Origin of the sequence: Streptomyces sp. NBC_00727 (assembly GCF_045161745.1) — a bacterium.
GTDB lineage: Bacteria > Actinomycetota > Actinomycetes > Streptomycetales > Streptomycetaceae > Streptomyces.
In genome coordinates, this window is the sequence record NZ_CP108981.1 from 1302881 (window position 1) to 1326458 (window position 23578).

At 71.0% G+C, this 23578-nt stretch carries 24 protein-coding genes; 8 read left to right on the forward strand and 16 right to left on the reverse strand.

Going from position 1 to position 23578, the window contains the following annotated elements; all coding sequences use genetic code 11:
• The first annotated feature begins 380 nt into the window (after positions 1-380).
• Positions 381-1133, forward strand: coding sequence for a transglycosylase SLT domain-containing protein (locus OG242_RS05715; RefSeq protein ID WP_405897096.1), 753 nt, complete (start codon positions 381-383; stop codon positions 1131-1133).
• 87 nt (positions 1134-1220) lie between these two features.
• Here OG242_RS05715 and OG242_RS05720 read toward each other — a convergent pair whose 3' ends face one another.
• Positions 1221-3767, reverse strand: coding sequence for an FHA domain-containing protein (locus OG242_RS05720; protein WP_405897097.1), 2547 nt, complete (start codon positions 3765-3767; stop codon positions 1221-1223).
• A 228-nt stretch (positions 3768-3995) separates the two neighbouring features.
• Here OG242_RS05720 and serB point away from each other — a divergent pair, with 228 nt between their 5' ends.
• Positions 3996-5252, forward strand: a complete 1257-nt coding sequence (gene serB / locus OG242_RS05725; protein ID WP_405897098.1) for a phosphoserine phosphatase SerB — start codon at positions 3996-3998, stop codon at positions 5250-5252.
• Positions 5253-5329: 77 nt separating this feature from the next.
• Here the strand turns inward: serB and OG242_RS05730 are convergent, their stop codons facing one another.
• From OG242_RS05730 to OG242_RS05745, 4 genes are all read right to left on the reverse strand, one after another.
• Positions 5330-5848 (reverse strand): SixA phosphatase family protein, encoded by a 519-nt coding sequence (locus tag OG242_RS05730; RefSeq protein ID WP_405897099.1) that lies wholly within the window; start codon positions 5846-5848, stop codon positions 5330-5332.
• Positions 5849-5915: 67 nt separating this feature from the next.
• The gene (locus OG242_RS05735; RefSeq protein WP_405897100.1) at positions 5916-6122 is read right to left on the reverse strand and encodes a hypothetical protein; all 207 of its coding nucleotides are present in this window, start codon (positions 6120-6122) and stop codon (positions 5916-5918) included.
• Positions 6123-6268: 146 nt separating this feature from the next.
• A complete protein-coding gene (locus OG242_RS05740) occupies positions 6269-6379 on the reverse strand; it encodes an SGM_5486 family transporter-associated protein (protein WP_018553371.1) in 111 nt (36 codons plus the stop codon).
• Positions 6380-6405: 26 nt separating this feature from the next.
• Entirely contained in the window at positions 6406-7707 is a 1302-nt protein-coding gene (locus OG242_RS05745; RefSeq protein WP_405897101.1) for a CynX/NimT family MFS transporter, read from the reverse strand.
• 118 nt (positions 7708-7825) lie between these two features.
• Here OG242_RS05745 and OG242_RS05750 point away from each other — a divergent pair, with 118 nt between their 5' ends.
• Entirely contained in the window at positions 7826-8500 is a 675-nt protein-coding gene (locus OG242_RS05750; protein ID WP_405897102.1) for a FadR/GntR family transcriptional regulator, read from the forward strand.
• On the opposite strand, the gene OG242_RS05755 is transcribed toward OG242_RS05750, so the two are convergent.
• The 3 genes from OG242_RS05755 to fabG form a co-directional block, all read right to left on the reverse strand.
• Positions 8497-8877, reverse strand: coding sequence for a hypothetical protein (locus OG242_RS05755; RefSeq protein WP_405897103.1), 381 nt, complete (start codon positions 8875-8877; stop codon positions 8497-8499). The two genes, OG242_RS05750 and OG242_RS05755, sit on opposite strands and share 4 nt — an antisense overlap.
• A gap of 173 nt (positions 8878-9050) precedes the next feature.
• A complete protein-coding gene (gene fabI / locus OG242_RS05760; protein WP_405897104.1) occupies positions 9051-9818 on the reverse strand; it encodes an enoyl-ACP reductase FabI in 768 nt (255 codons plus the stop codon).
• Positions 9819-9823: 5 nt separating this feature from the next.
• Positions 9824-10543: a 3-oxoacyl-[acyl-carrier-protein] reductase gene (gene fabG / locus OG242_RS05765; protein ID WP_405897105.1), complete on the reverse strand. Its 720-nt coding sequence runs from the start codon at positions 10541-10543 to the stop codon at positions 9824-9826.
• 221 nt (positions 10544-10764) lie between these two features.
• Here fabG and OG242_RS05770 point away from each other — a divergent pair, with 221 nt between their 5' ends.
• Positions 10765-12288, forward strand: a complete 1524-nt coding sequence (locus OG242_RS05770; protein WP_405897106.1) for a TldD/PmbA family protein — start codon at positions 10765-10767, stop codon at positions 12286-12288.
• A gap of 106 nt (positions 12289-12394) precedes the next feature.
• Positions 12395-13789 (forward strand): metallopeptidase TldD-related protein, encoded by a 1395-nt coding sequence (locus OG242_RS05775; RefSeq protein ID WP_405897107.1) that lies wholly within the window; start codon positions 12395-12397, stop codon positions 13787-13789.
• Between the two features lie 67 nt (positions 13790-13856).
• Here the strand turns inward: OG242_RS05775 and OG242_RS05780 are convergent, their stop codons facing one another.
• Positions 13857-14132, reverse strand: coding sequence for a GlsB/YeaQ/YmgE family stress response membrane protein (locus tag OG242_RS05780; RefSeq protein WP_093709444.1), 276 nt, complete (start codon positions 14130-14132; stop codon positions 13857-13859).
• Between the two features lie 200 nt (positions 14133-14332).
• On the opposite strand from OG242_RS05780, the gene OG242_RS05785 reads away from it, so the two are divergent.
• On the forward strand, positions 14333-14701 hold the full coding sequence (locus tag OG242_RS05785; RefSeq protein ID WP_405897108.1) for a DUF3099 domain-containing protein: 369 nt from the start codon (positions 14333-14335) through the stop codon (positions 14699-14701).
• Between the two features lie 197 nt (positions 14702-14898).
• Complete coding sequence (locus tag OG242_RS05790; protein ID WP_405897109.1) at positions 14899-15141, forward strand: hypothetical protein; 243 nt, start codon at positions 14899-14901, stop codon at positions 15139-15141.
• An 11-nt stretch (positions 15142-15152) separates the two neighbouring features.
• On the opposite strand, the gene moaA is transcribed toward OG242_RS05790, so the two are convergent.
• From moaA to OG242_RS05805, 3 genes are all read right to left on the reverse strand, one after another.
• Positions 15153-16142, reverse strand: a complete 990-nt coding sequence (gene moaA, locus OG242_RS05795; RefSeq protein WP_405897110.1) for a GTP 3',8-cyclase MoaA — start codon at positions 16140-16142, stop codon at positions 15153-15155.
• Positions 16143-16293: 151 nt separating this feature from the next.
• Entirely contained in the window at positions 16294-17922 is a 1629-nt protein-coding gene (locus OG242_RS05800; RefSeq protein ID WP_405897111.1) for a cation acetate symporter, read from the reverse strand.
• Positions 17919-18284: a DUF485 domain-containing protein gene (locus OG242_RS05805; protein WP_405897112.1), complete on the reverse strand. Its 366-nt coding sequence runs from the start codon at positions 18282-18284 to the stop codon at positions 17919-17921. Before OG242_RS05805 ends, OG242_RS05800 begins: the two co-directional genes overlap by 4 nt.
• A gap of 290 nt (positions 18285-18574) precedes the next feature.
• Between OG242_RS05805 and OG242_RS05810 the strand changes: the two genes are divergently transcribed.
• Complete coding sequence (locus OG242_RS05810; protein WP_405897113.1) at positions 18575-20080, forward strand: S8 family peptidase; 1506 nt, start codon at positions 18575-18577, stop codon at positions 20078-20080.
• Between the two features lie 49 nt (positions 20081-20129).
• Here OG242_RS05810 and OG242_RS05815 read toward each other — a convergent pair whose 3' ends face one another.
• The 4 genes from OG242_RS05815 to OG242_RS05830 form a co-directional block, all read right to left on the reverse strand.
• Positions 20130-21173 (reverse strand): zinc-dependent alcohol dehydrogenase family protein, encoded by a 1044-nt coding sequence (locus OG242_RS05815; RefSeq protein ID WP_405897114.1) that lies wholly within the window; start codon positions 21171-21173, stop codon positions 20130-20132.
• A 21-nt stretch (positions 21174-21194) separates the two neighbouring features.
• Complete coding sequence (locus OG242_RS05820; protein WP_405897115.1) at positions 21195-21848, reverse strand: lysoplasmalogenase; 654 nt, start codon at positions 21846-21848, stop codon at positions 21195-21197.
• Positions 21845-22750 carry a sterol desaturase family protein gene (locus OG242_RS05825; protein ID WP_405897116.1) on the reverse strand — a complete coding sequence of 302 codons (906 nt, stop codon included), beginning with the start codon at positions 22748-22750 and terminating at the stop codon, positions 21845-21847. Before OG242_RS05825 ends, OG242_RS05820 begins: the two co-directional genes overlap by 4 nt.
• A 106-nt stretch (positions 22751-22856) precedes the next feature.
• Positions 22857-23570: a VIT family protein gene (locus tag OG242_RS05830; protein WP_405897117.1), complete on the reverse strand. Its 714-nt coding sequence runs from the start codon at positions 23568-23570 to the stop codon at positions 22857-22859.
• Between the last annotated feature and the right edge of the window lie 8 nt (positions 23571-23578).

Genomic DNA, 23578 nt, shown 5'->3' on the forward strand with positions numbered 1-23578 from the left:
GCGGAGGGACTAGGACTTCGGACCGGGGCGCGGCGGGCGGTGCGTGCGACGGGTGCCCGAAACCCCTTCCGGAGCATTGCATTCCGCATCACTTCAGCAACATAAGGTGACGCCGCCGCCGCTCCGATGTGAGGCCGCGCATAGGGCCCACGTCACTTACGAAGCTGCTTAGTGGAGCAAAAAGGGCGATTTGGGCGGTGATGACCTGGGGGTGAACCCGGCAAACCGCCCACCATTCCACTACCCGGCTTCGTACGTCACACCTTTGCCACGGCATTTTGCCGCCGCTAAGAATTGAGCTCGTCCCCGACGGAGATGCGTAGTCGCTCCCGTCTTCGTCCTCCGTGAGGACCCCCCGAATTTCGAAGAGGTAAGCCTGTATGTCCGCGTCCCGCATCACCGGTCGTCTCCGTAACCTGAACAAGACCCAGAAGCTCTCCGCCGCCGGCGTCTCCGCCGTCGCCGCCGCTGCCATCTCCTTGTCCCTGGTGCCCGGTCACGCCGAGGCCGAGACCGAACCGCAGGCTCTCTCCGCAGCCCCGGTCATCTTCGACTCCGCGAGCTCCAAGCAGGCCCGTGCGATCCAGGACAGCGTCATCCAGCAGCACTCGACCGCCGAGAAGCTGGTGAAGGCCGCCGACGCCGCCAAGGCCGAGAAGGCCGCCGCGGTGAAGGAGAAGGCCGAGACGAAGGCCAAGAAGGCCAAGCTGAAGAAGGCGAAGGCCAAGGCGCACAGCAAGGCCGAGTCCCACAAGAAGTCCTCGCGCGGCCACCAGACCGCCAGCCGCTCCTCCGCCCGTACGCACATGTACGGCAACAACCTGGACGGCTGGATCCGTGAGTCCCTGGCCATCATGAAGGAGAAGGGTATCCCGGGCACGTACGAGGGCCTGCACCGCAACATCATCCGCGAGTCCAGTGGTAACCCGAACGCCATCAACGACTGGGACATCAACGCCCAGAACGGCGTGCCGTCGATCGGTCTGCTGCAGATCATCAAGCCGACCTTCGACTACTACCACGTCTCCGGCACCCCGCACACGCAGTACGACCCGGTCGCCAACATCACCGCGTCGGCCAACTACGCCGCCGACAAGTACGGCTCGATCGACAACGTCAACAGCGCGTACTGATCCACCGCGATCCGTACGGCCGGTGACAGAACGCCGGAGGGCGGCACCCCGCGCGGGGTGCCGCCCTCCGGCGCGTGTCCGGGCCGGTTACTTGCGCATGACCTCGGGCTCGTGGCGGCGCAGCAGCCGCGCCACGGCGAAGCCGCAGACGACGCCGATGAACAGCAGCACCGAGATGTTGATCCCCCACTGGCTCACCGAGTGCTCCCAGAGCGGGTCCAGGTCCGTGGGGTTGCTCGCGTCCCACGGCGGCATGAGGTGGGCGAGGTCGAGCGTGGAGCCCGCGCCCGCGATGGCCCAGCGGGACGGCATCAGCCAGGCGAACTGCTCCAGGCCGGGCGAGCCGTACACCTGGAAGAGGATGCCGGTGAAGACGACCTGGACGATCGCGAACATGACCAGCAGCGGCATGGTCTTCTCGGAGGTCTTCACCAGCGAGGAGATCACCAGGCCGAACATCATCGAGGTGAAGCCGAGCGCGATGATCGTCAGGCAGAGCTCGACGGCCGGCGGCATGATCAGGCCCTCGGCGGGCAGGTCGCGGGTGGCGAAGCCGATGCCGCAGATGATGACGCCCTGGATGGCCGTGATCACGCCGAGCACGATCACCTTGGACATCAGGTAGGCCGAGCGGGAGAGGCCGGTGGCCCGTTCCCGTTCGTAGATGACGCGTTCCTTGATCAGCTCGCGTACGGAGTTGGCCGCGGCGGAGAAGGTCATCCCGATCACCAGGATCAGCATGATCGTTCCGGCGTCGCCGTTGAACTTGTGCGGCGGCTTCGGCGGGGCGAGGCCGAAGTCCGACGGGATGACCACGCTGACGATGCCGAGCACCGCGGGCAGGATCACCATCAGGCCCATGAAGCCCTTGTCGGAGCCGATCACCGACACGTAGCGGCGCATCAGCGTCCACAGCTGCGTGCCCCAGCCCTGCGGCTTGGGCGGGCGCATCTGCTGCGGCGGCGGCATGTGCACGGACTGCACGGCGACGGCGTCGATGTCGGCCGCGTACATCTGGTAGTGCTGCGAACCGCGCCAGCGGCCCGACCAGTCGTAGTCGCGGTAGTTCTCGAACGCGGAGAAGACGTCGGCCCAGGTGGTGTAGCCGAAGAAGTTCAGCGCCTCGTCCGGCGGGCCGAAGTAGGCCACGGCGCCGCCCGGCGCCATCACCAGGAGCTTGTCGCAGATCGCCAGCTCGGCCACCGAGTGCGTGACGACCAGGACGGTGCGGCCGTCGTCGGCCAGTCCGCGCAGCAGCTGCATGACGTCGCGGTCCATGCCCGGGTCGAGGCCGGAGGTCGGCTCGTCCAGGAAGATCAGCGACGGCTTGGTGAGCAGCTCCAGCGCCACGGAGACGCGCTTGCGCTGGCCGCCGGAGAGCGAGGTGACCTTCTTGTCCTTGTGCACGTCGAGCTTGAGCTCGGTGAGGACCTCGTGGATCCGGGCCTGGCGCTCGGCCTCGGTGGTGTCCGCGGGGAAGCGGAGCTTGGCCGCGTACTTCAGGGCGCGGGTGACGGTCAGCTCCTTGTGCAGGATGTCGTCCTGCGGGACCAGACCGATGCGCTGGCGCAGCTCGGCGAACTGCTTGTAGAGGTTCCGGTTGTCGTAGAGGACGTCGCCCTGGTTGGCGGGCCGGTAGCCGGTGAGCGCCTTGAGCAGGGTGGACTTCCCGGAACCGGACGGGCCGATGACGCCGATGAGCGACTTCTCCGGGACGCCGAACGAGACGTCCCTGAGGATCTGCTTGCCGCCGTCGACCGTGACCGTGAGGTGGCGGGCCGCGAAGGAGACCTCACCGGTGTCGACGAACTCTTCCAGCCGGTCGCCGACGAGCCGGAAGGTCGAGTGACCGACGCCGACGATGTCGTTCGGGCCGATGAGTGCCGAGCCGGACTTGGTGAGCGGCTGGCCGTTGACGTACGTGCCGTTGTGCGAGCCGAGGTCGCGGATCTCGAAGCGGCCGTCGGGCGTCGCGTGGAACTCGGCGTGGTTCCGGGAGACCTGGAGGTCCGAGACGACCAGGTCGTTCTCCAGCGCACGACCGATCCGCATCACCCGGCCGAGCGCCAGCTGGTGGAACGTGGTCGGGCTGCGGTCCCCGTAGACCGGCGCCGCCCCCGCAGGACCGCCGGTGCCGGGACCGGGCGGTGGCTGGGCCCCGCCCTGCTGAGGCACGTGCGGCTGCTGCGGCTGGGGCTGCTGCCAGCCCTGCTGCGGCGGGACGGGCTGCTGCGGGGCCGGCTGCTGCCGGCCGGGGCCGCCCTGCTGCGGCTGCTGAGGCGGGGCCTGCTGCGGCTGAGCGGGCCCGGCGGCCCGGCCGCTGTAGACGTCCGCGGCGCTCAGGTTTAGCCGGGGCCCGTCGGTGGCGTTGCCCAGGTTCACCGCCGAGCCGGCCGCGATCTCCATCTGGTGGATCCGCTGCCCGTGCACGTACGTGCCATTGGTGCTGCCGTGGTCCTCGATGAACCAACTGCGGCCGTTCCAGCTGATCGTGGCGTGCCGCCACGACACTCTGGCGTCGTCGATCGTCATGTCCCCCTGCGGATCACGTCCCAGGGTGTACGACCTGGACGGATCGAGCGTCCAGGTCCTGCCATTCAATTCCAGTACGAGTTCCGGCACTCCGCGCCCCACTAGTTGTCCCCCGTGTCACCCCCGTCGCAGGGGGTCTAGGGATGCTGAACATCGTGGGGAACTATTCCAGGACCAGTCCCCGATACGAAAGCCGGACGCCCGGGGGTGACCTCACCGAGACCTGCGCAGCCAGGCGAAAAGCGGACGGACCGGTGCGTGCCGGCGGGCTGTCCGGCACTCGGGACGGGCTGCCGGGGAGAACACGCGGACCGATACGGTGGGGGCACCATGAGCGCATCCCGGCCCCCTGAGCCCGCCCTGTCTCCCGAGCCCGCCGCGTCCCGGCAGGGTCCGGACGTACCGACCCTTCTCGTGAAGATCTTCGGGAAGGACCGCCCCGGGATAACCGCGGGCCTCTTCGACACCCTCGCCGCCTACTCGGTCGACGTGGTCGACATCGAGCAGGTCGTCACCCGGGGCCGTATCGTCCTGTGCGCGCTGGTCACCGCCCCCACCGCGGGCGGGACGACCGAGGGCGACCTGCGGGCCACCGTGCACAGCTGGGCGGACTCGCTGAAGCTCCAGGCCGAGATCATCTCGGGTACGGGCGACAACCGGCCGCGCGGCGACGGCCGTTCGCACGTCACGGTGCTCGGTCACCCGCTGACCGCGGAGTCGACGGCGGCCATAGCGGCCCGGATCACCTCGACCGGCGGGAACATCGACCGCATCTTCCGGCTGGCGAAGTACCCGGTGACCGCGGTCGAGTTCGCGGTGTCGGGTACGGGGACCGAGGAGCTGCGCTCCGCGCTGGCGCCGGAGGCGGCGGGCATCGGGGTGGACGTGGCGGTCGTCTCGGCGGGGCTGAGCCGCCGGGCGCAGCGGCTCGTCGTGATGGACGTCGACTCGACGCTCATCCAGGACGAGGTCATCGAGCTGTTCGCGGCCCACGCCGGCTGCGAGGCGCAGGTGGCCGAGGTGACCGAGCGGGCGATGCGCGGCGAGCTGGACTTCGAGCAGTCGCTGCACGCCCGGGTGGCGCTGCTCGCGGGGCTCGACGTGTCGGTGGTGGACAAGGTCCGCTCCGAGGTACGGCTGACGCCCGGGGCCCGGACGCTGATCCGTACGCTGAAGCGGCTCGGCTACCAAGTGGGCGTCGTCTCCGGCGGGTTCACCCAGGTGACCGACGACCTGAAGGAGCGGCTGGGGCTCGACTTCGCCTCGGCCAACACGCTGGAGGTCGTCGACGGGAAGCTCACGGGCCGGGTGACCGGGGACATCGTCGACCGGGCGGGCAAGGCCCGGCTGCTGCGGAGCTTCGCCGCCGAGGCGGGGGTGCCACTGGCGCAGACGGTCGCGATCGGTGACGGGGCCAATGACCTGGACATGCTGAACACCGCGGGGCTCGGGGTCGCCTTCAACGCCAAGCCGGTCGTCCGCGAGGCGGCGCACACGGCGGTGAACGTGCCGTTCCTGGACACCGTGCTCTATCTGCTGGGCGTCACCCGCGAGGAGGTCGAGGCGGCCGACGGCCTCGTCGAGTAGCCCATACGGCAAGGGCCCCGGCGTGCACCGCGTGGTGCGCGCCGGGGCCCTTGCCGTATGGGCGACGGGTCGACGGGTCAGTCGTTGGGGGTCCAGTACTCGGCGAGCCGGCCGACGCCGTGTTCGACGGTCTTCCAGGGGCCGGAGAACTCCACGACGGCGAAGGCGGCGGTCGGGAAGCCGCCGCGCGCCATCCGGGAGCGCGCGTCGCCATCGCCGCTGCCGGAGAGGGCGTCGGCGAGCGCGTGCATGCCGGGGTTGTGGCCGATGACCAGCAGGTTGGTGACGTCGTCCGGGGTCTCGTCGACCAGGGCGATCAGCTCGCCGAGCGAGGCGTCGTAGAGCCGCTCCTCGTACACGGTCTTCGGGCGCTCGGGCATCTCGTGCACGGCCAGCTTCCACGTCTCCCGCGTTCTCACGGCGGTCGAGCAGAGGGCCAGGTCGAAGGCGATCCCGGAATCGGCGAGCTTGCGGCCCGCCATGGGGGCCTCCATTCGGCCGCGCTCGGCCAGCGGCCGCTCGTGGTCGGACTCCTGCGACCATTCCGCCTTGGCGTGCCTGAGAAGGACGATCCTGCGAGGTGTATCGGCGCTCATACATCTCAGCTTCGCATGAAACGGGCCAGCTGGCGCAGGGGGTTGGAGCCTTCGCCCGTGCCGGGCGTCAGCGGGTCAGCAGCTCCACGACGTGCCGGAGCAACTGGCCGGTCGCCGACTCGCCGGTGGCCGCGTGCGCCTGCCCCGGTCCGGCGATGAGCAGCAGGAGCGCGGCGAAGGCGACGGCGGGCAGCGCGATGGCCCACCAGGGCAGCCGGACGTCGACACCGCTCGCCTCCTGATGGGTGGGCCGGGTGTGCGTGAGGGCCGGCATGTCCGCCTCCGTGGTCCGTGGATTCCGTAACTCAGAACCTACGGACGCGGGGGCGCCGGGCCCATCCGGTGACCCACCCACTTCCCCCTGACCCTGGCCCCCTAGGGGATGGGGGTGCTAGCACCACCGTCGCCGGGGCCGGGGTGTCACGGGGAGGCGATGGAGGCGATGACGCCGACGACGACCGTGATCAGCAGCATGGCCCCGAAGACGAGGAGCAGCTTCTTCTGACCGTTCTGGGGATTCGGATCGAGCACAGGTGACATGGTCCCAGTCTCGCATCTCAGGATTCGTCCTCGATCGTCCGGTCCCGCCCGGCCAGGACGCCCATGACCATCTGCGGCACCATCAGGGCGGCCATCAGCGCTATGGGCAGTCCCCAGCCGCCGCTGTGCTGGTAGAGCACGCCGACCAGGAGCGGTCCCGGGATGGAGATCAGGTAGCCGGTGGACTGGGCGAACGCGGACAGCCGGACGACTCCGGCGCCGCTGCGGGCCCGCATGCCGATCATGGTGAGGGCGAGCGGGAAGGCGCAGTTCGAGATGCCGAGGAGCAGCGCCCAGGCCCAGGCGCCGCCGGAGGGCGCCAGGTAGAGGCCCGCGTAGCCGGTGAGGCCGCAGGCGCCGAGGAAGACGACGATCGGGCCCTGGGTGCGCATCCGGGCGGCGACGCGCGGGATCACGAAGGCAAGCGGGACGCCCATGGCCATGGTGAGCGCGAGCAGCACGCCGGCCGTGCCCGCCGAGACCCCGGCGTCCCGGAAGATCTGCGGCATCCAGCCCATGGTGATGTAGGCGGCGGTGGCCTGGAGGCCGAAGAAGCAGGCGAGCGCCCAGGCGGTCCTGCTGCGGGTGATCCGGAGCTCCGGGGCCTGCGGCTGCGCCGTGGCGGCCCGGCCGCCGGAGGACGGGTCGTGGGCGGTGGCCCGGGCCCGTACGAGCGGGATCCAGGGCAGGATCGCGGCGGCGGCGAGCACGGCCCAGATGCCGAGGCCGGCCTTCCAGCTGCCGCCCATCGCGTCGGTCAGGGGCACGGTCACGGCGGCGGCGAGCGAGGTGCCGAGGGCCAGGGCCATGGAGTAGAGCCCGGTCATGGAGCCGACGCGGTCGGGGAACCAGCGCTTGACGATCACCGGCATCAGGACGTTGCTGACGGCGATGCCCATGAGGGCCAGGGCGCTGGCGGCGAGGAAGCCCGCGGTGCCGCCGACCAGGGGCCGGATCACCAGGCCCGCGGTGATGGCGACCATGCCCGCGCAGACCACCGCGCCGGGTCCGAAGCGGCGGGCGAGGCGGGGTGCCATGACGCCGAAGACCGCGAAGCAGAGCGGGGGCACGGACGTGAGGACACCGGCGACGCTGCCGCTCATGTGCAGCCCGTCCCGTACCTCTTCGAGGAGGGCGCCGAGGCTGGTGATGGCGGGGCGGAGGTTGAGCGCGGTGAGGACGAGCCCGATCGTGACCAGGCGCAGCGTCCACGGCGCGGGGCCGGTCCGCGGGGCGGGGGCGTCGGCGCGGGTGGCTGCCGGGGCGCCGGGACTCAGGGTCCCGGTCGCGGTCTGGGGAGTCGTCTCGTCGTCACGCATGAGGCCATCATAGAATCATGGGATGATTGGTTGTCCATTCCGTCCGCCCACCGAGCCCTGAGAAGATCCGGGTCCTGAGAAGATCCGGGCCCATGAGAAGTTGCGACCGAGGAGCACCATGGCGCTGACGTCCACGCGGCGTTCGGCACTCGCCGACCAGGTGATTGCCCAGCTGAGGAACCAGATCACCACGGGCGAGTGGCCGGTGGGTTCCCGTATCCCGACCGAACCCGAGCTGGTCGAGCAGCTGGGGGTGGCCCGTAACACCGTCCGCGAGGCGGTCCGCGCGCTCGCGCACAACGGCCTGCTCGACATCCGGCAGGGCTCAGGCACCTATGTGGTGGCCACCAGCGAGCTGGCCGGGGTGATGCACCGCCGGTTCGCCTCGGCGGACCCGCGCCACATCGCGGAGCTGCGCTCGACCCTGGAGTCGTCGGCGGCGCGCCTGGCGGCGGTCCGGCGCACCGACCGGGACCTGAAGCAGCTGGACGCGCTGATGCGGCGGCGCGAGGAGACCTGGGCGGCCGGTGACGCGGAGGCGTTCGTGGCCGCCGACGCGACGCTGCACCTGGCCGTGGTGGCCGCCTCCCACAACGACGTGCTGACGGGGCTCTACGCGGACCTGGGCGACCTGCTGCGGGACTACCTGCGGGGCGACGTGGGCCAGGAGCTGCGGCCGGAGAACCACATGGACCACAGCCGGCTCGTCGAGGCGATCCGCGCGGGCGACGCGGAGACGGCGGCGACGGAGGCCGCGAGCCACGCGCTGACCTGCCTGGCGGACCGGGTCTAGGCTTTGGCCGCCGCGCTGTGGGTGACCCAGGCGGAGGCGACTTCCTTCCAGCAGCGGTCGGCCAGGCGCACCGTGCTCCCCGGCCTGACCGTCACCGGCTTGGAGTCCGCGTCCACGTCCCACCAGCGGGCGCACTCGGTGTGCAGCTGGACGCGGTCGGCCGTGGGGTACGGGTTGTGACAGTAGGCGACGACCCGGGAGCCGTCGACGGACGTACGGCACTCGGAGCCGGCCGGTTCGGGGCTCGGCGCCGGGGGCGCGGCCGCTCCGGTGGCTCCGACGTGTCCGGCGGCGTACAGGCCGGCCGGGACGAGCAGTCCGGCGATCACCGCGCCGGAGGCCAGCAGGGACCGGGTCCGGTGATGTGTGCGATGCACAGCGATCTCCTCCCCATGTCCGACCGGATGCCCGGTTCATCCACATTCTGCGGTGGATCGTCCGGCTTTTCGACCTGAGGGCGGCACGGGCGTACCCGGGGGGAGAAACGGCCGCGCACCGCCTCCGGAGGATTCCGGGGACGGTGCGCGGTCGGAACGTACAGGCCTGAGGGTCAGGCGCCCATCATGTGCACGCCGCTGTCGACGTGGATGATCTCGCCGGTGGTCTTCGGGAAGAAGTCCGAGAGCAGCGCGACGATGCCGCGGCCGGCCGGCTCCGGGTCCTTCATGTCCCAGGCGAGCGGCGCGCGGGTGTTCCACACGTCGGCGAGCCCGTCGAAGCCCGGGATGGACTTGGCGGCCATGGAGCCGAGCGGTCCGGCCGAGACCAGGTTGCAGCGGATGCCGTCCGGACCCAGGTCGCGGGCGAGGTAGCGGGAGGTGGCCTCCAGGGCGGCCTTGGCCGGGCCCATCCAGTCGTACTGCGGCCACGCGAACTGCGCGTCGAAGGTGAGGCCGACGATCGAGCCGCCCTCGCTCATCAGCGGCTTGCACGCCATGGCGAGCGACTTCAGCGAGAACGCCGAGACGTGCATCGCCGTGGAGACCGACTCGAACGGGGTGTTGAGGAAGTTGCCGCCGAGCGCGTCCTGCGGCGCGAAGCCGATGGAGTGCACGACACCGTCCAGCGAGCCCAGCTCGTCGCGCACCAGGCCGGCGAGGCGGTCCAGGTGTTCCTGGTTGGTCACGTCCAGCTCGATGACCTTGGCGGGCTTGGGGAGCTTCCTGGCGATGCGCTCGGTCAGCGTGGGCCGCGGGAAGGCGGTCAGGATGACCTCCGCGCCCTGCTCCTGGGCCACCTTGGCGGCGTGGAACGCGATGGACGACTCCATCAGCACCCCGGTGATGAGGATGCGCTTGCCGTCGAGAATTCCGCTCATGGTGATCAGTGACCCATGCCCAATCCGCCGTCAACGGGGATGACGGCTCCAGTGATGTACGACGCGTCGTCGGAGGCGAGGAAGCGCACCGCGGCGGCGATCTCCTCGGGCTGCGCGTAACGCGCCAGCGGCACCTGGGCCACGATGCCCTTGCGCTGCTCCTCGGTGAGCACCTGCGTCATGTCGGTGTCGACGAAGCCGGGCGCGACGACGTTGAAAGTGATGTTCCGCGAACCGAGCTCGCGCGCCAGGGACCGGGCGAAGCCGACCAGACCGGCCTTGGAGGCCGCGTAGTTGGCCTGGCCCGCCGAGCCGAGGAGGCCGACGACGGAGGAGATGAGGACGACGCGGCCCTTCTTGGCGCGCAGCATGCCGCGGTTGGCACGCTTGACGACCCGGAAGGTGCCGGTGAGGTTGGTGTCGAGTACGGACGTGAAGTCCTCCTCGGACATCCGCATCAGCAACTGGTCCTTGGTGATACCGGCGTTGGCGACCAGCACCTCCACGTTGCCGTGCTTCTCCTCGATCTCCTTGTAGGCCTGCTCCACCTGTTCGGGGTCCGTGATGTCGCAACGGACCGCGAGGACACCGGCCTCGGTGAGCGCGACGGGCGGCTCGCCGGAACGGTAGGTGATCGCGACCTTGTCGCCGTTGTCGGCGAAAGCGCGGGCGATGGCGAGGCCGATGCCCCGGTTTCCTCCGGTGACGAGAACCGAGCGGCTCAACGGATCACCCTTTCGATAGCGGTCTGGTACCTCGAAAACCTATCGGTACCGCCCGCGCGGCGGAGAATCGGCCCCTGACAGGGCCTTCGGCCGGGCACTGTCGGGTTCCTACAGTCCGCGGCCCGGGTCGCCCCGGGGGATTCGGCACGAGGGGGCGCGTGCCGTGCTTCACTGCCTCGTAAACGATCCGAGGGTATGTGACCGCGAAGGAGAGGCCGCCCGTGCCCCATGAGGTAGATCAGTCGTTCCTGGCGCTTCCGCTACGGGCTCTCGCCGACGCGGCGCTGGCCCGGGCGCGGGCGCTCGGGGCGGCGCACGCCGACTTCCGGTTCGAGCGGGTGCGCAGTGCCACCTGGCGGCTGCGGGACGCCCGGCCCGCCGGGGGGTCCGACACCACGGACCTCGGCTACGCGGTCCGGGTCGTGCACGGCGGGGCCTGGGGGTTCGCCTCGGGCGTCGACCTGACGATGGACGCGGCGGCGCGGGTGGCCTCGCAGGCCGTCGCGATGGCGAAGCTGTCGGCGAAGGTGATCGCGGCGGCGGGCTCCGACGAGAGGGTGGAGCTGGCGGACGAGCCGTCGCACGGGGAGCGCACCTGGGTGTCGGCGTACGAGGTCGACCCCTTCGACGTGCCCGCCGAGGAGAAGGCGGGGCTGCTCGCCGAGTGGAGCGGGCGGCTGCTGGGCGCGGAGGGCGTGGCGCATGTGGACGCCTCGCTGATGGCCGTGCACGAGAACAAGTTCTACGCGGACACGGCGGGCACGGTCACCACGCAGCAGCGGGTCCGGCTTCACCCGCAGTTCACCGCCGTCGCGGTGGACGCGTCGACGGGTGAGTTCGACTCGATGCGCACCATCGCGCCGCCGGTGGGGCGCGGCTGGGAGTACCTGACCGGGACCGGCTGGGACTGGGCCGCGGAGCTGGAGGGCATCCCGGGGCTGCTGGCCGAGAAGATGCGGGCGCCGAGCGTAAAGGCGGGGACGTACGACCTGGTCGTCGACCCGTCCAACCTGTGGCTGACCATCCACGAGTCGATCGGCCACGCCACGGAGCTGGACCGGGCGCTGGGTTACGAGGCGGCGTACGCGGGAACGTCGTTCGCCACGTTCGACCAGCTGGGGAAGCTGGCGTACGGCTCGCCCGTGATGAACGTGACGGGCGACCGCACCGCGGAGCACGGGCTCGCGACGATCGGCTACGACGACGAGGGCGTCGAGGCGCAGTCCTGGGACCTGGTGAAGGACGGGACGCTGGTGGGCTACCAGACGGACCGCCGGATCGCGAAGCTGACGGGCCTGGGCCGGTCCAACGGGTGCGCGTACGCGGACTCCCCCGGCCACGTCCCCGTACAGCGCATGGCGAACGTGTCCTTGCGGCCGGACCCGGGCGGGCTCTCCACGGAGGACCTGATCGGCGGGGTGGAGCGCGGGATCTACGTGGTCGGGGACCGGTCGTGGTCCATTGACATGCAAAGGTACAACTTTCAATTTACCGGGCAGCGGTTCTTCCGTATCGAGAACGGCAAGCTGGCCGGGCAGCTGCGCGATGTCGCGTACCAGGCGACGACGACGGACTTCTGGGGCTCGATGGAGAAGGTCGGCGGCCCGCAGACGTACGTGCTGGGCGGCGCCTTCAACTGCGGCAAGGCCCAGCCGGGCCAGGTCGCGGCCGTCTCCCACGGCTGCCCCTCCGCCCTCTTCCGAGGCGTGAACATCCTCAACACGACGCAGGAGGCCGGGCGATGAACGGCGACCACGGAACCGGCTGGGGGTCCGGCCCGCGGCGCAGCCGCAATCGGATGCAGTGCCCCCCGGGAAAGCACAGTCTCAACACGACGCAGGAGGCCGGGCGATGAGCCGCGTCAGCAAGCCGCACGAGATCGTCGAGCGGGCGCTCGAACTGTCCACCGCCGACGGCTGTGTGGTCATCGCGGACGAGGAGTCGTCGGCCAACCTGCGCTGGGCCGGCAACGCGCTCACCACCAACGGGGTCACCCGGGGCCGGACCGTGACCGTCGTCGCGACGGTCGACGGCGCCGAGGGCGCCGCCTCAGGTGTGGTCTCCCGGGCCGCAGTCACCGCCGGCGACCTGGAGCCGCTGGTCCGGGCCGCCGAGGCCGCCGCCCGCTCCGCCGGGCCGGCGGAGGACGCGCAGTCCCTGGTCACCGGGGTGCCCGCGTCGCCCGACTTCACGGACGCGCCGGCCGAGACGGACTCCGACGTGTTCGCCGCGTTCGCCCCGGCCCTCGGGGACGCCTTCGCGCGGGCCCGCTCCGGGGGGCGCGAGCTGTACGGCTTCGCCCACCACCAGATGACCTCCACCTACCTGGGCACGTCCACGGGGCTGCGGCTGCGCCACGACCAGCCGAACGGCACGCTGGAGCTGAACGCCAAGTCGCCCGACCGCACCCGTTCGGCGTGGGCGGGCCGTTCCACGCGGGACTTCAAGGACGTCGACCCGGCGGAGATGGACGCGGAGCTCGCGCGGCGGCTCGGCTGGGCGGAGCGCCGTATCGAGCTGCCCGCCGGGCGGTACGAGACGCTGCTGCCGCCGACCGCGGTCGCGGACCTGCTGATCTACCAGCTCTGGTCGTCCACGGCGCGGGACGCGGCGGAGGGCCGCACGGTGTTCTCGAAGCCGGGCGGCGGTACCCGGCTCGGCGAGACGCTGGCCCCGCTGCCGCTGACCCTGCGCAGCGACCCGCACGCGCCGGGCCTGGAGTCGGCGCCCTTCGTCATCGCGCACTCCTCCGGGGACGGCGGCTCGGTCTTCGACAACGGGCTGCCGCTGGCCCGGACGGACTGGGTCGCCGACGGCCGTCTGGAGCGGCTGACGACGACCCGGCACACCGCGGCCCTGACGAAGCAGCCGCTCGCTCCGGCGATCGACAACCTGGTCCTGGAGGGCGGGGGCGAACGGTCGCTGGAGGAGATGGTGGCCGCCACGACCGGCCGGGCGCTGCTGCTGACCTGTCTCTGGTACATCCGCGAGGTGGACCCGGCCACGCTGCTGCTGACCGGGCTGACCCGGGACGGTGTCTACCTGGTGGAGGACGGCGAGGTGGTGGGCGAGGTGAACAACTTCCGGTTCAACGAGTCCCCGGTCGACCTGCTGTCCCGGGCGACCGAGGCGGGCCGCACCGAGAAGACCCTGCCGCGCGAGTGGGGCGACTGGTTCACCCGGGCCGCGATGCCCGCCCTGCGCATCCCGGACTTCAACATGAGTTCGGTCAGCCAGGGGGTCTGACGCACACGGATGCGGCGGCCGGGCACGCGTGGTGCGTGCCCGGCCGCCGCACCGGTTCCCGGGTGGTTCAGGTGCGCTGTCTGTTGCCCCGCAGCGAGGCGTACAGCATGTCGCCGACACCGACCACCACCACCGCGCCGATGAGCTGGAGCACATGGCGCGTCCAGTCGATGCCCTTGGTGTCGTTGACACCGATCCAGGTGGCGACGGCATTTCCGAGGACGCTGCCGATCATGCCGAAGATGACCGTCAGCCAGAGTGGAATCTGCTGCTTTCCCGGCAGGATCGCCTTGGCGATCAGACCGAGCACCAGGCCCACGATGATTGCCCACAACCAGCCCATGTGCTGCCTCCTCGAGCGACGCGGTGTCGCGCATGTCCCGCCTAGTCTCGGTTCGGGCACGGCCGCCCGCACGTCGGGAGGGTCCGGGCGGGCGAGTGGCGCAATGTACGCATACGGCGCGCCCCGGTCTCGTAAGCGCCGGATGCCGGGCGTAGCGTTGGAGCGGCCGGTCCGGGTCCGGGGAAGGTTGGTGGGGACGCGTGGTGCGCAAACAGGGTGGTGCGGAGGTCTTCCGGATCACGGGAGCCCGGCAGGGGCTCGCCGATGACGTGCGGGGCAGACAGCGGCGCTACGTGATCTCGATGAGCGTCCGTACGGTGTCGGTGGTGGCCGCGGCCGTCCTGTGGAACGTGGAGCGGCACATCGCGTTCGTGGCGCTCGGTCTCGGCGTACTGCTGCCGTACGTGGCCGTCGTCATCGCCAACGCGGGACGCGAGAACAGCCCGGCGCTGCCCTCGACCTTCGTACTGCCCGCCCCCGCCCACCCGGCGCTGGAGGCCGGTCCGGCGCCGGCCTCACCGCAGTCCGGACGCGGTTTCCGGTCTTCGGATGGGCAGGAGCACGACTGAGTCCACGAGGGGCCCAAGCTCAAGAAAAGCTCAGATCAATCATGAAGTTCCAGTGCACCGCGGCAGGGTGTGCGTGACATACTTTGCAGGCGCTCCGCATCCCCCGTCGGAGCGACGGACCGACGCCGGGCAGCTCCCCCCGTGGCTGCCCGGCGTCGCCTTTTCTCCTGCCGGGCACGCGTCTTAGGGTTGGGTCCGTGAACTCCCCCGAATCCGCCGAGAACCCCGCCGCCCCCGTCTGTTCGGCCAAGGGCTGCCGGGCCGACGCCGTGTGGGTGCTGGCCTGGAACAATCCGAAGCTGCACACGCCGGAGCGCCGCAAGACGTGGCTGGCCTGTGAGGAGCACCGCGAGCACCTGTCCTCGTTCCTCGGGGTGCGGGGCTTCCTCAAGGACGTGGTGACGCTGGCGGAGTGGGAGTCGCACCCCGCGTCCGCATAGGGCGCGTCCGGTCAGCCTCCGATCGCGGACATCGGGCGCTCGGGCTGAAGGAAGCTCGGGTCGTCAAGGCCGGATCCGGCCTTCTTGCCCCACATGGCGACCTTCCAGATCCGGGCGATCTCCTCGTCGGGCGCGTCCGAGCGCAGGGCCGCGCGCAGGTCGGTCTCCTCTCGGGCGAACAGGCAGGTGCGGACCTGTCCGTCGGCGGTGAGCCGGGTGCGGTCGCAGGCCCGGCAGAAGGGGCGGGTGACGGAGGCGATGACGCCGACCCGGTGCGGGCCGCCGTCGACGGTCCAGCGCTCGGCGGGGGCGGAGCCGCGCTCGTCGTCGTCCTCCGCGGTGAGGTCGAAGCGGGTGCGCAGGGAGGCGAGGATGTCGCCTGCGGTGATCATGCCGTCGCGCTTCCAGCCGTGCTGGGCGTCGAGCGGCATCTGCTCGATGAAGCGGAGCTCGTAGCCGTGCTCGACGGCCCAGGCGAGCAGGTCGGGGGCCTCGTCGTCGTTGAGCCCCGGCATCAGGACGGTGTTGACCTTGACGGGGGTGAGTCCGGCCTCGCGGGCGGCCTCCAGACCGGCCAGCACGTCGTGGTGGCGGTCGCGGCGGGTGAGGGTCTTGAACACCTCGGGCCGCAGCGTGTCGAGCGAGACGTTGACCCGGTCGAGGCCCGCGTCCTTGAGGGCGGCGGCGGTCCGCTTCAGCCCGATGCCGTTGGTGGTGAGGGACATCCTCGGGCGGGGTTCCAGGGCCGCGCAGCGCTGGACGATGGAGACGAGCCCGGGCCGCAGCAGCGGTTCGCCGCCGGTGAAGCGGACCTCGGTGACGCCGAGCCGGGTGACGGCGATGGAGACGAGCCGGACGATCTCGTCGTCGCTGAGCAGGTCGGGCTTGGCCAGCCACTGCAGCCCTTCTTCGGGCATGCAGTACGTACAGCGCAGATTGCACCGGTCGGTGAGCGAGACGCGCAGGTCGGTGGCGACCCGGCCGTAGGTGTCGATGAGCATGGTGGGCCCCCTCCCCCGGTGACTTCCCGGTAGCGGTATCTGACTCCTTCGAGCCTACGCGAGACCGGTGACGGCGGAGGGGGACCGTTTGGCACGAGGTGCGGCGGGGCCGCGTCGTAGGACCCTACGACGCGGCCCCGTGCGGACCGGATCAGTGGGCGCCGATGCCGGTGAGGGACTTGACCTCGAGTTCGGCGTACTTGCCCTTGTCCGGCTCCTCCTTGGACAGGAGCGAGCCGATCCAGCCGAGCAGGAAGCCGAGCGGGATGGAGATCAGGCCGGGGTTCTCCAGCGGGAACCAGGCGAAGTCGACGCCCTTGAACATCGACTTCTCGCTGCCGGAGACGACCGGCGAGAACAGCACCAGGATGACGGAGGAGGCCAGGCCGCCGTAGATGGACCACAGCGCGCCCTGGGTGGTGAAGCGCTTCCAGAAGAGGCTGTAGAGGAGTGTCGGCAGGTTGGCGGAGGCGGCGACGGCGAAGGCCAGGGCGACGAGGCCGGCGACGTTCATGTCGCGGGCGAAGGCGCCGAGGACGATCGCGGCGGCGCCGATGAAGACGGTGGCCCAGCGGGCGGCCCTCATCTCCTCCTTCTCGGTGGCCTGTCCCTTGCGGATGACGTTGGCGTAGATGTCGTGGGCGAAGGACGACGAGGAGGCGAGGGTCAGTCCGGCGACGACGGCGAGGATGGTGGCGAAGGCGACCGCGGAGATGACGGCGAGCATGACCGCGCCGCCGGTGGTGCCGGTCCCGCCGAGGTATTCGGCGAGTTGCGGGGCGGCCGTGTTGCCCGGCTTCTCGATGTTCTTCGGACCGATGAGCGCGGCGGCGCCGAAGCCGAGGGCGATCGTCATCAGGTAGAAGGCGCCGATGATGCCGATGGCCCAGTTGACGGACTTACGGGCGGCCTTGGCGGTCGGCACGGTGTAGAAGCGGATCAGGATGTGCGGCAGTCCCGCGGTGCCGAGGACCAGGGCGAGGCCGAGGGAGAGGAAGTCCAGCTTCGAGGTGCCGTTGGCGCCGTACTTCAGGCCGGGCTCCAGGAACGCGGAGCCGTGGCCGCTCTTCTCGGCGGCGGTGCCCAGCAGGTCGGAGACGTTGAAGTCGAACTTCCACAGCACCATGAGGGTCATCAGGAGTGCGCCGGCGATGAGCAGGACGGCCTTGACCATCTGGACCCAGGTGGTGCCCTTCATGCCGCCGATGGTGACGTAGACGATCATGAGTACGCCGACCAGCGCAACGATGAGGATCTTGCCGGCGTCGCTGGTGATGCCGAGGAGGAGGGTGACCAGTGCTCCGGCGCCCGCCATCTGTGCCAGCAGGTAGAAGATCGACACGATGATGGTGGAGACGCCCGCCGCGGTGCGGACCGGGCGCTGGCGCATCCGGTAGGCGAGGACGTCGCCCATGGTGTACCGGCCCGAGTTGCGCAGGGGTTCGGCGACGAGCAGGAGCGCCACCAGCCAGGCGACGAGGAAGCCGATGGAGTAGAGGAAGCCGTCGTAGCCGAAGAGGGCGATGGCGCCGGCGATGCCGAGGAAGGACGCGGCGGACATGTAGTCGCCGGAGACCGCGAGTCCGTTCTGGAAGGCGGTGAACTGCCGCCCGCCCGCGTAGAAGTCGGCGGCGCTGCGGGTCTGGCGGCCGGCCCAGACGGTGATGCCGAGGGTGGCGGCGACGAAGACGGCGAACAGCGTGATGATCAGCGGCCGGTGCTCGCTGGTGGACGAGGCGGCGAGGGTCACGGCGGTGTGGGAGTGGTACGCGGCGCTCATGCGTCGGCCTCCATACGGGACTTGATGGCCTCGGCCTTCGGGTCGAGCTTCGCGTTGGCGTACCGCGAGTAGAACCAGGCGATGAGGAAGGTGGTGAGGAACTGGGCGAGGCCGAAGACGAAGGCCACGTTGATGTTGCTGAACACCTTGGTGCCCATGAAGCCGCCCGCGTAGTTGGAGAGCAGCACGTACAGCAGGTACCAGAGGACGAAGGCGACGGTCAGCGGGAAGGCGAACGAGCGGTGGGAGCGGCGGAGTTCGCCGAATTCCGCGCTGTTCTGCTCCGCGAGGAACGCCTCGGTCGTGGGCTGGGCGGGGTGGTTGTCCTCACTGCCCTCGGGCGGCGGTTCTTCGGTGGCCACGGATTCTCCTCGGGACGCGGGTGCGGTGGTGGCGGCGGTCGGTTTCACTGGGGGCCTCGTGATCGGGGTGCTGGTGCGCTTCCCCTGACAACGGCACGCAACGCACGGCGAAGCGGTTCACTTGGATCCCCCTCTGCCCCCGGTCACCCCTTCGGGGGGTCCGGTGTGCACGTGTTCGCGCGAATCGATTGATGTGCCGGGATGTTCGGCGCTAGCTTCACTGGTCATGTACGCGACCGAACACGACCCGTGTCCGGTCCGGTCACTGACACGGATGAAGTGGAGACCCCATGGCTCATCTGGGATCCGGACGCACGCGCGCACTGACGCTGTCCGTCGGACTGGCCCTCACCGCCTCCCTCGGTTTCCTGCCGACGGGCGTCGCCTCCGCCGCCCCGGCGGACGGTCCGGAACTGTCGTACGTCGTCAACACCCAGGGCGGTCCCGGCACCGTCAAGCAGGTGAGCAAGGCGGTCGAACGGGCCGGCGGCACGGTGGTGATCGCGTACGACCGGATCGGGGTCGTGGTCGTCCACTCGAAGAACCCGGACTTCGCGAAGACGGTCCGCCGCGTCAGGGGCGTCCAGTCGGCGGGCGCCACACGTACCAACCCGATCGTGCCGCAGGCCACCAAGGACATCGGGGTCGACCAGCCGCTGACCGCCGCCCAGGAGAAGGACGCCGCGGCGAGGGCGACGGCGGACCAGGACCCCATGGAACCGCTCCAGTGGGACCTGCCGGCCATCAAGGCGGACCAGGCCCACCGCAGGTCGCTGGGCAGCCCGAAGGTGACGGTCGCGGTCATCGACACCGGGGTCGACGACACCCACCCCGACCTCGCGCCGAACTTCGACCGCGCGGCCTCCGCGAACTGCGTCTCGGGCGCCCCCGACACCACGGAGGGCGCCTGGCGTCCGAAGCCCGGCGAGAGCGACCACGGCACCCATGTCGCCGGCACCATCGCGGCGGCCAAGAACGGCGTCGGTGTGACGGGCGTGGCGCCGGGTGTGAAGGTCTCCGGCATCAAGGTCGGCAACCCGGACGGCTTCTTCTACACGGAGGCCGTCGTCTGCGGCTTCGTCTGGGCCGCCGACCACGGGGTCGACGTCACCAACAACAGCTACTACACCGACCCGTGGATGTACAACTGCAAGAACGACCCCGACCAGGGTGCCCTGGTCGAGGCCGTCTACCGGGCCACCCGGTACGCGGAGCTCCGGGGCGCGGTCAACGTCGCCGCCGCGGGCAACTCCGCCGAGGACCTCGCGGCGGACTCGATCGAGGACACGACCAGCCCGAACGACACCACCCCGGGCGGCCGGACCGTCGACCCGCGGCAGTGCCTGGACATCCCGACGATGCTCCCGGGCGTCGTGACGGTCTCGGCGACGGGCGCGAAGGGCCTGAAGGCCTCGTACTCGAACTACGGGAACGGCGTCATCGACGTGGCCGCGCCGGGCGGCGACTCGACGGTCTACCAGACGCCCGAGCCGCCGGCGACGAGCGGGCTGATCCTCTCGACGCTGCCGGGCGGCAAGTACGGCTACAAGGCCGGTACGTCGATGGCGTCCCCGCACGTCGCCGGCGTCGTCGCCCTGATCGAGTCGAAACACCCGTACGCCACGCCCGCCGCGGTCAAGGCCCTGCTGGCGCTGGAGGCGGACGCGAAGGCGTGCGACGCGCCGTACGACATCGACGGTGACGGGACGGCCGACGCGGTCTGTGAGGGCGGCAAGAAGCGCAACGGCTTCTACGGGGCCGGTGTGGTGGACGCGCTGGACGCCGTGCGCTGGTGACGCCGGGGTCCGGGGGCCTGCGCACGACGCGGGCCCCCGGGCCGCCGGATCACGGCTTGACGAGGACCTTCAGCGCCGTGCGTCCGTCCATCGCCTTGTAGCCGGCCGGTACGTCGTCGAGCCCGACGGTCAGGTCGAAGACGGGCGAGGGGTCGATGGTGCCGGCCAGCACGTCGGGCAGCAGTTCCGGGATGTACGTGCGCACGGGGGCGACGCCGCCGCGCAGGGCGATGTTCCGGCCGAACATGTCGCCCAGGTCGAGTCCGGTGCCGCTGCCGTGCGGGACGCCGACGTAGCCGATCGCGCCGCCGTCCCGGGTGATGCCGACGGCGGTGCGCATCGACTGCTCGGTGCCCACGGCCTCGATCACGCAGTGCGCGCCCTCGCCGCCGAGCAGCTCCCGTACGGCCGCGACCGCCGCGTCGCCGCGCTCGGCGACGACGTCGGTGGCGCCGAAGCCCCGGGCGATGTCCGTGCGCGCCGCGTGCCGGCCGAGGGCGATGATCCGCTCCGCGCCGAGCCGCTTGGCGGCCATCACCCCGCACAGCCCGACGGCCCCGTCCCCGACGACCGCGACGGTCGACCCGGCCCGCACCCCGGCGCCGACCGCCGCGTGGTGGCCGGTGCCGAGCACGTCGGACAGGGCCAGCAGCGCGGTGAGCAGCCGGTCGTCGGAGGCCGCGGCGGCGGGCAGGGCGACCAGGGTGCCGTCGGCGAAGGGGACGCGGACGGCCTCGCCCTGACCGCCGTCGGAGCCCACCGAGCCCCAGAAGCCGCCCTGCGGGCAGGAGGTGGTGAGCCCCTCGGCGCAGTACGCGCAGGTGCCGTCGGACCAGACGAAGGGCGCGACGACCAGGTCCCCGGCGGAGAAGCCGCGCACCTCCGACCCGGCCTCCTCGACGATCCCCAGGAACTCGTGACCAATCCGCTGCCCGGGCTGCCGCGCGGACTCACCCCGGTAGGCCCACAGGTCGCTGCCGCAGATGCAGGCCCTCAGGACCCTCAGCACCACGTCGGTGGGCTGCTGGATCACCGGGTCGGGCACCTCCTCCACGCGGATGTCGTGGGGGGCGTGGATGACGGTGGCGCGCATGCGTGGGGGTCCTTGCTGATCTCAGATGCTGATACTCCTTTCACGGTACGCCCCCGGCCCGGCTTCCTCCCGGGCCGGGGCTAGGACGCCCAGGGTGAGCAGGAGCTGTGCGGCGACGTAGGTGAGCATCACCCAGAAGCCGGGGGCCGGGAGCTGCGGCCAGTCGGCGATGCCGGTGGCGATGAGCGCGTCGGAGAGCAGGAAGAGGGCCCCGCCGGTGGCCGCGTACCGGCCGAGCACGCCCGAGCGGTACGCCATCGCGGTCAGCAGCAGGCTGTAGCCGGCCATCGGGATGCGCAGCCCGCCCGGCAGCCCGTCCCAGATCAGCGCCACGAAGACGACGAGCACGACGGCGTACGCGATCCCGGGCCCCAGCGCCCCGCGGGCCTTGCCGAACAGCACCAGGTAGCAGACGTGCCCGGCGGCGAACCCGGCCATCCCGACGAGGAACGCGAGATCGGAGGCGGCCAGCAGGAAGACGTCGCCTGCCCAGCCGCACAGCAGCGCCGCGATGAGCAGCCGGGGGCCGCGCCGGGCGAGGGCGTACCCGGCGAGCAGCGGCATCAGGAGCGGCTTGGCGCCGAGGTGGAGCCACTCGGGGCCGGTGAGTACGCCGACGAGGTCGACGGCGCACGCGACGAGGAAGGCGACGAGCAGGGGCCGGGCGTACCTCATCCGGTGTGCTCCGGGGCGGGCGCGGCGACGGGGGCGGGTGCAAGGGCGGGCACGGCACGGGCCGCGGCTTCGGCCGGCTGCCAGCCCGGGCCGCGGAAGACCCGCCCGGCGCGCTCGCTCCAGCTGCCCGCGGCGCGGACGTCCCGGGCGATGGCGGCGTACTCGTGGGTGGCGACCCGCAGCGGGTTGTACGTGTGGATGTTCTTGGTGAGTCCGTAGACCGGCCGCACGGTCTCGGAGGCGAACGAGCCGAACCAGCGGTCCCACACGATGAGGATGCCGCCGAAGTTTCGGTCGAGGTAGCCGCCCTGCGAGGCGTGGTGCACCCGGTGGTGGGAGGGCGTGTTGAGCACGTACTCGAAGGGCCGGGGCAGCTTGTTGATGCGCTCGGTGTGCACCCAGAACTGGTAGACGAGGTTGGCCGAGGAGCAGAACGCGAGCGCCGCCGGGTGGACGCCGCACGCGATGAGCGGCAGATAGAACGGCCAGGAGGTCAGCGAGGTCCAGGGCTGGCGCAGCGCGGTGGAGAGGTTGAACTTCTCGCTGGAGTGGTGGACCACGTGGCAGGCCCACAGGATCCGGATGACGTGGTGGCCTCGGTGGGACCAGTAGTAGAAGAAGTCCTGCGCGAGCAGCATCAGCAGGACCGTCCACCACAGGACCGGGACGCGCAGCGGCGTCAGCTCGTACACCGCGGTGTAGATGGCGACGATGGGCACTTTCCACATCAGGTCGAAGACCAGGCTGCCCAGCCCCATGGTGATGCTGGTGGCGGCGTCCTTCGTCTCGTACCCGGCGGCGTCCTCGTCGGGATGGAAGTGGTGGAGCGCCATCTCCAGGACGGTGAGCAGGACGAAGGCCGGTATGGACCAGAGCACTACATCGGGCAGGTTCGTCGGCATGCCTGCACCGTAGGGCCGGGGTCGGCCGGGGACCAGACGTTGTTACCAACAAGTATGCGAGACCTGTTGTCAGCAGCCTTTGGTGACTTCCGACAGCACCCGGCTCCTACACCCCCGCCGCCCCCAGCAAATGCCCCGCGACGTACGTCACCGCCATGGCCACCGCGCCCCCGCCCATGTTGCGCAGCACCGCCGGGCCCGCCGCCGCCTCGCCCAGGCGGGCGCTCCACCAGCCCGTCACGGCCAGCACCGCGAGGACGGAGAGCACGGTCACCGGGACGCGGACGGTGGACGGGGGCAGCACGATGGCCAGCAGGGGGAGCAGGGCGCCGACGGTGAACGCGAGGAAGCTGGCGCCCGCCGCGTGCCAGGGGTTGGTGAGGTCGTCGGGGTCGATGCCCAGCTCGACCTCCGCGTGGGCGCGCAGCGCGTCGCGCTCGGTGAGCTGGACGGCGGCCTCGTGGGCGACCTCGCGGCTCAGACCCTTGCCCTCCAACAGGCTCGTCAGCTCGGCGAGTTCGGCCTCCGGGGCCTCCTGGAGCTCGCGCTTCTCGGTGGCCAGCGCGGCCTTCTCCGAGTCGCGCTGGGTGGACACCGAGACGTACTCGCCGGCCGCCATAGACAGCGACCCGGCGAGCAGCCCGGCCAGGCCGGCCGTCAGCAGGGCGCCCCGGTCGTCGGTGGCGCCGGCGACGCCCACGACGAGCCCGGCGGTGGAGACGACGCCGTCGTTGGCCCCGAGCACGGCGGCGCGCAGCCAGTTGAGCCGGGCGCCCAGGCCGGTGCTGTGCGGTTCGTCGTGCTCCGGCGGTCGCGTCATCCCGGGAT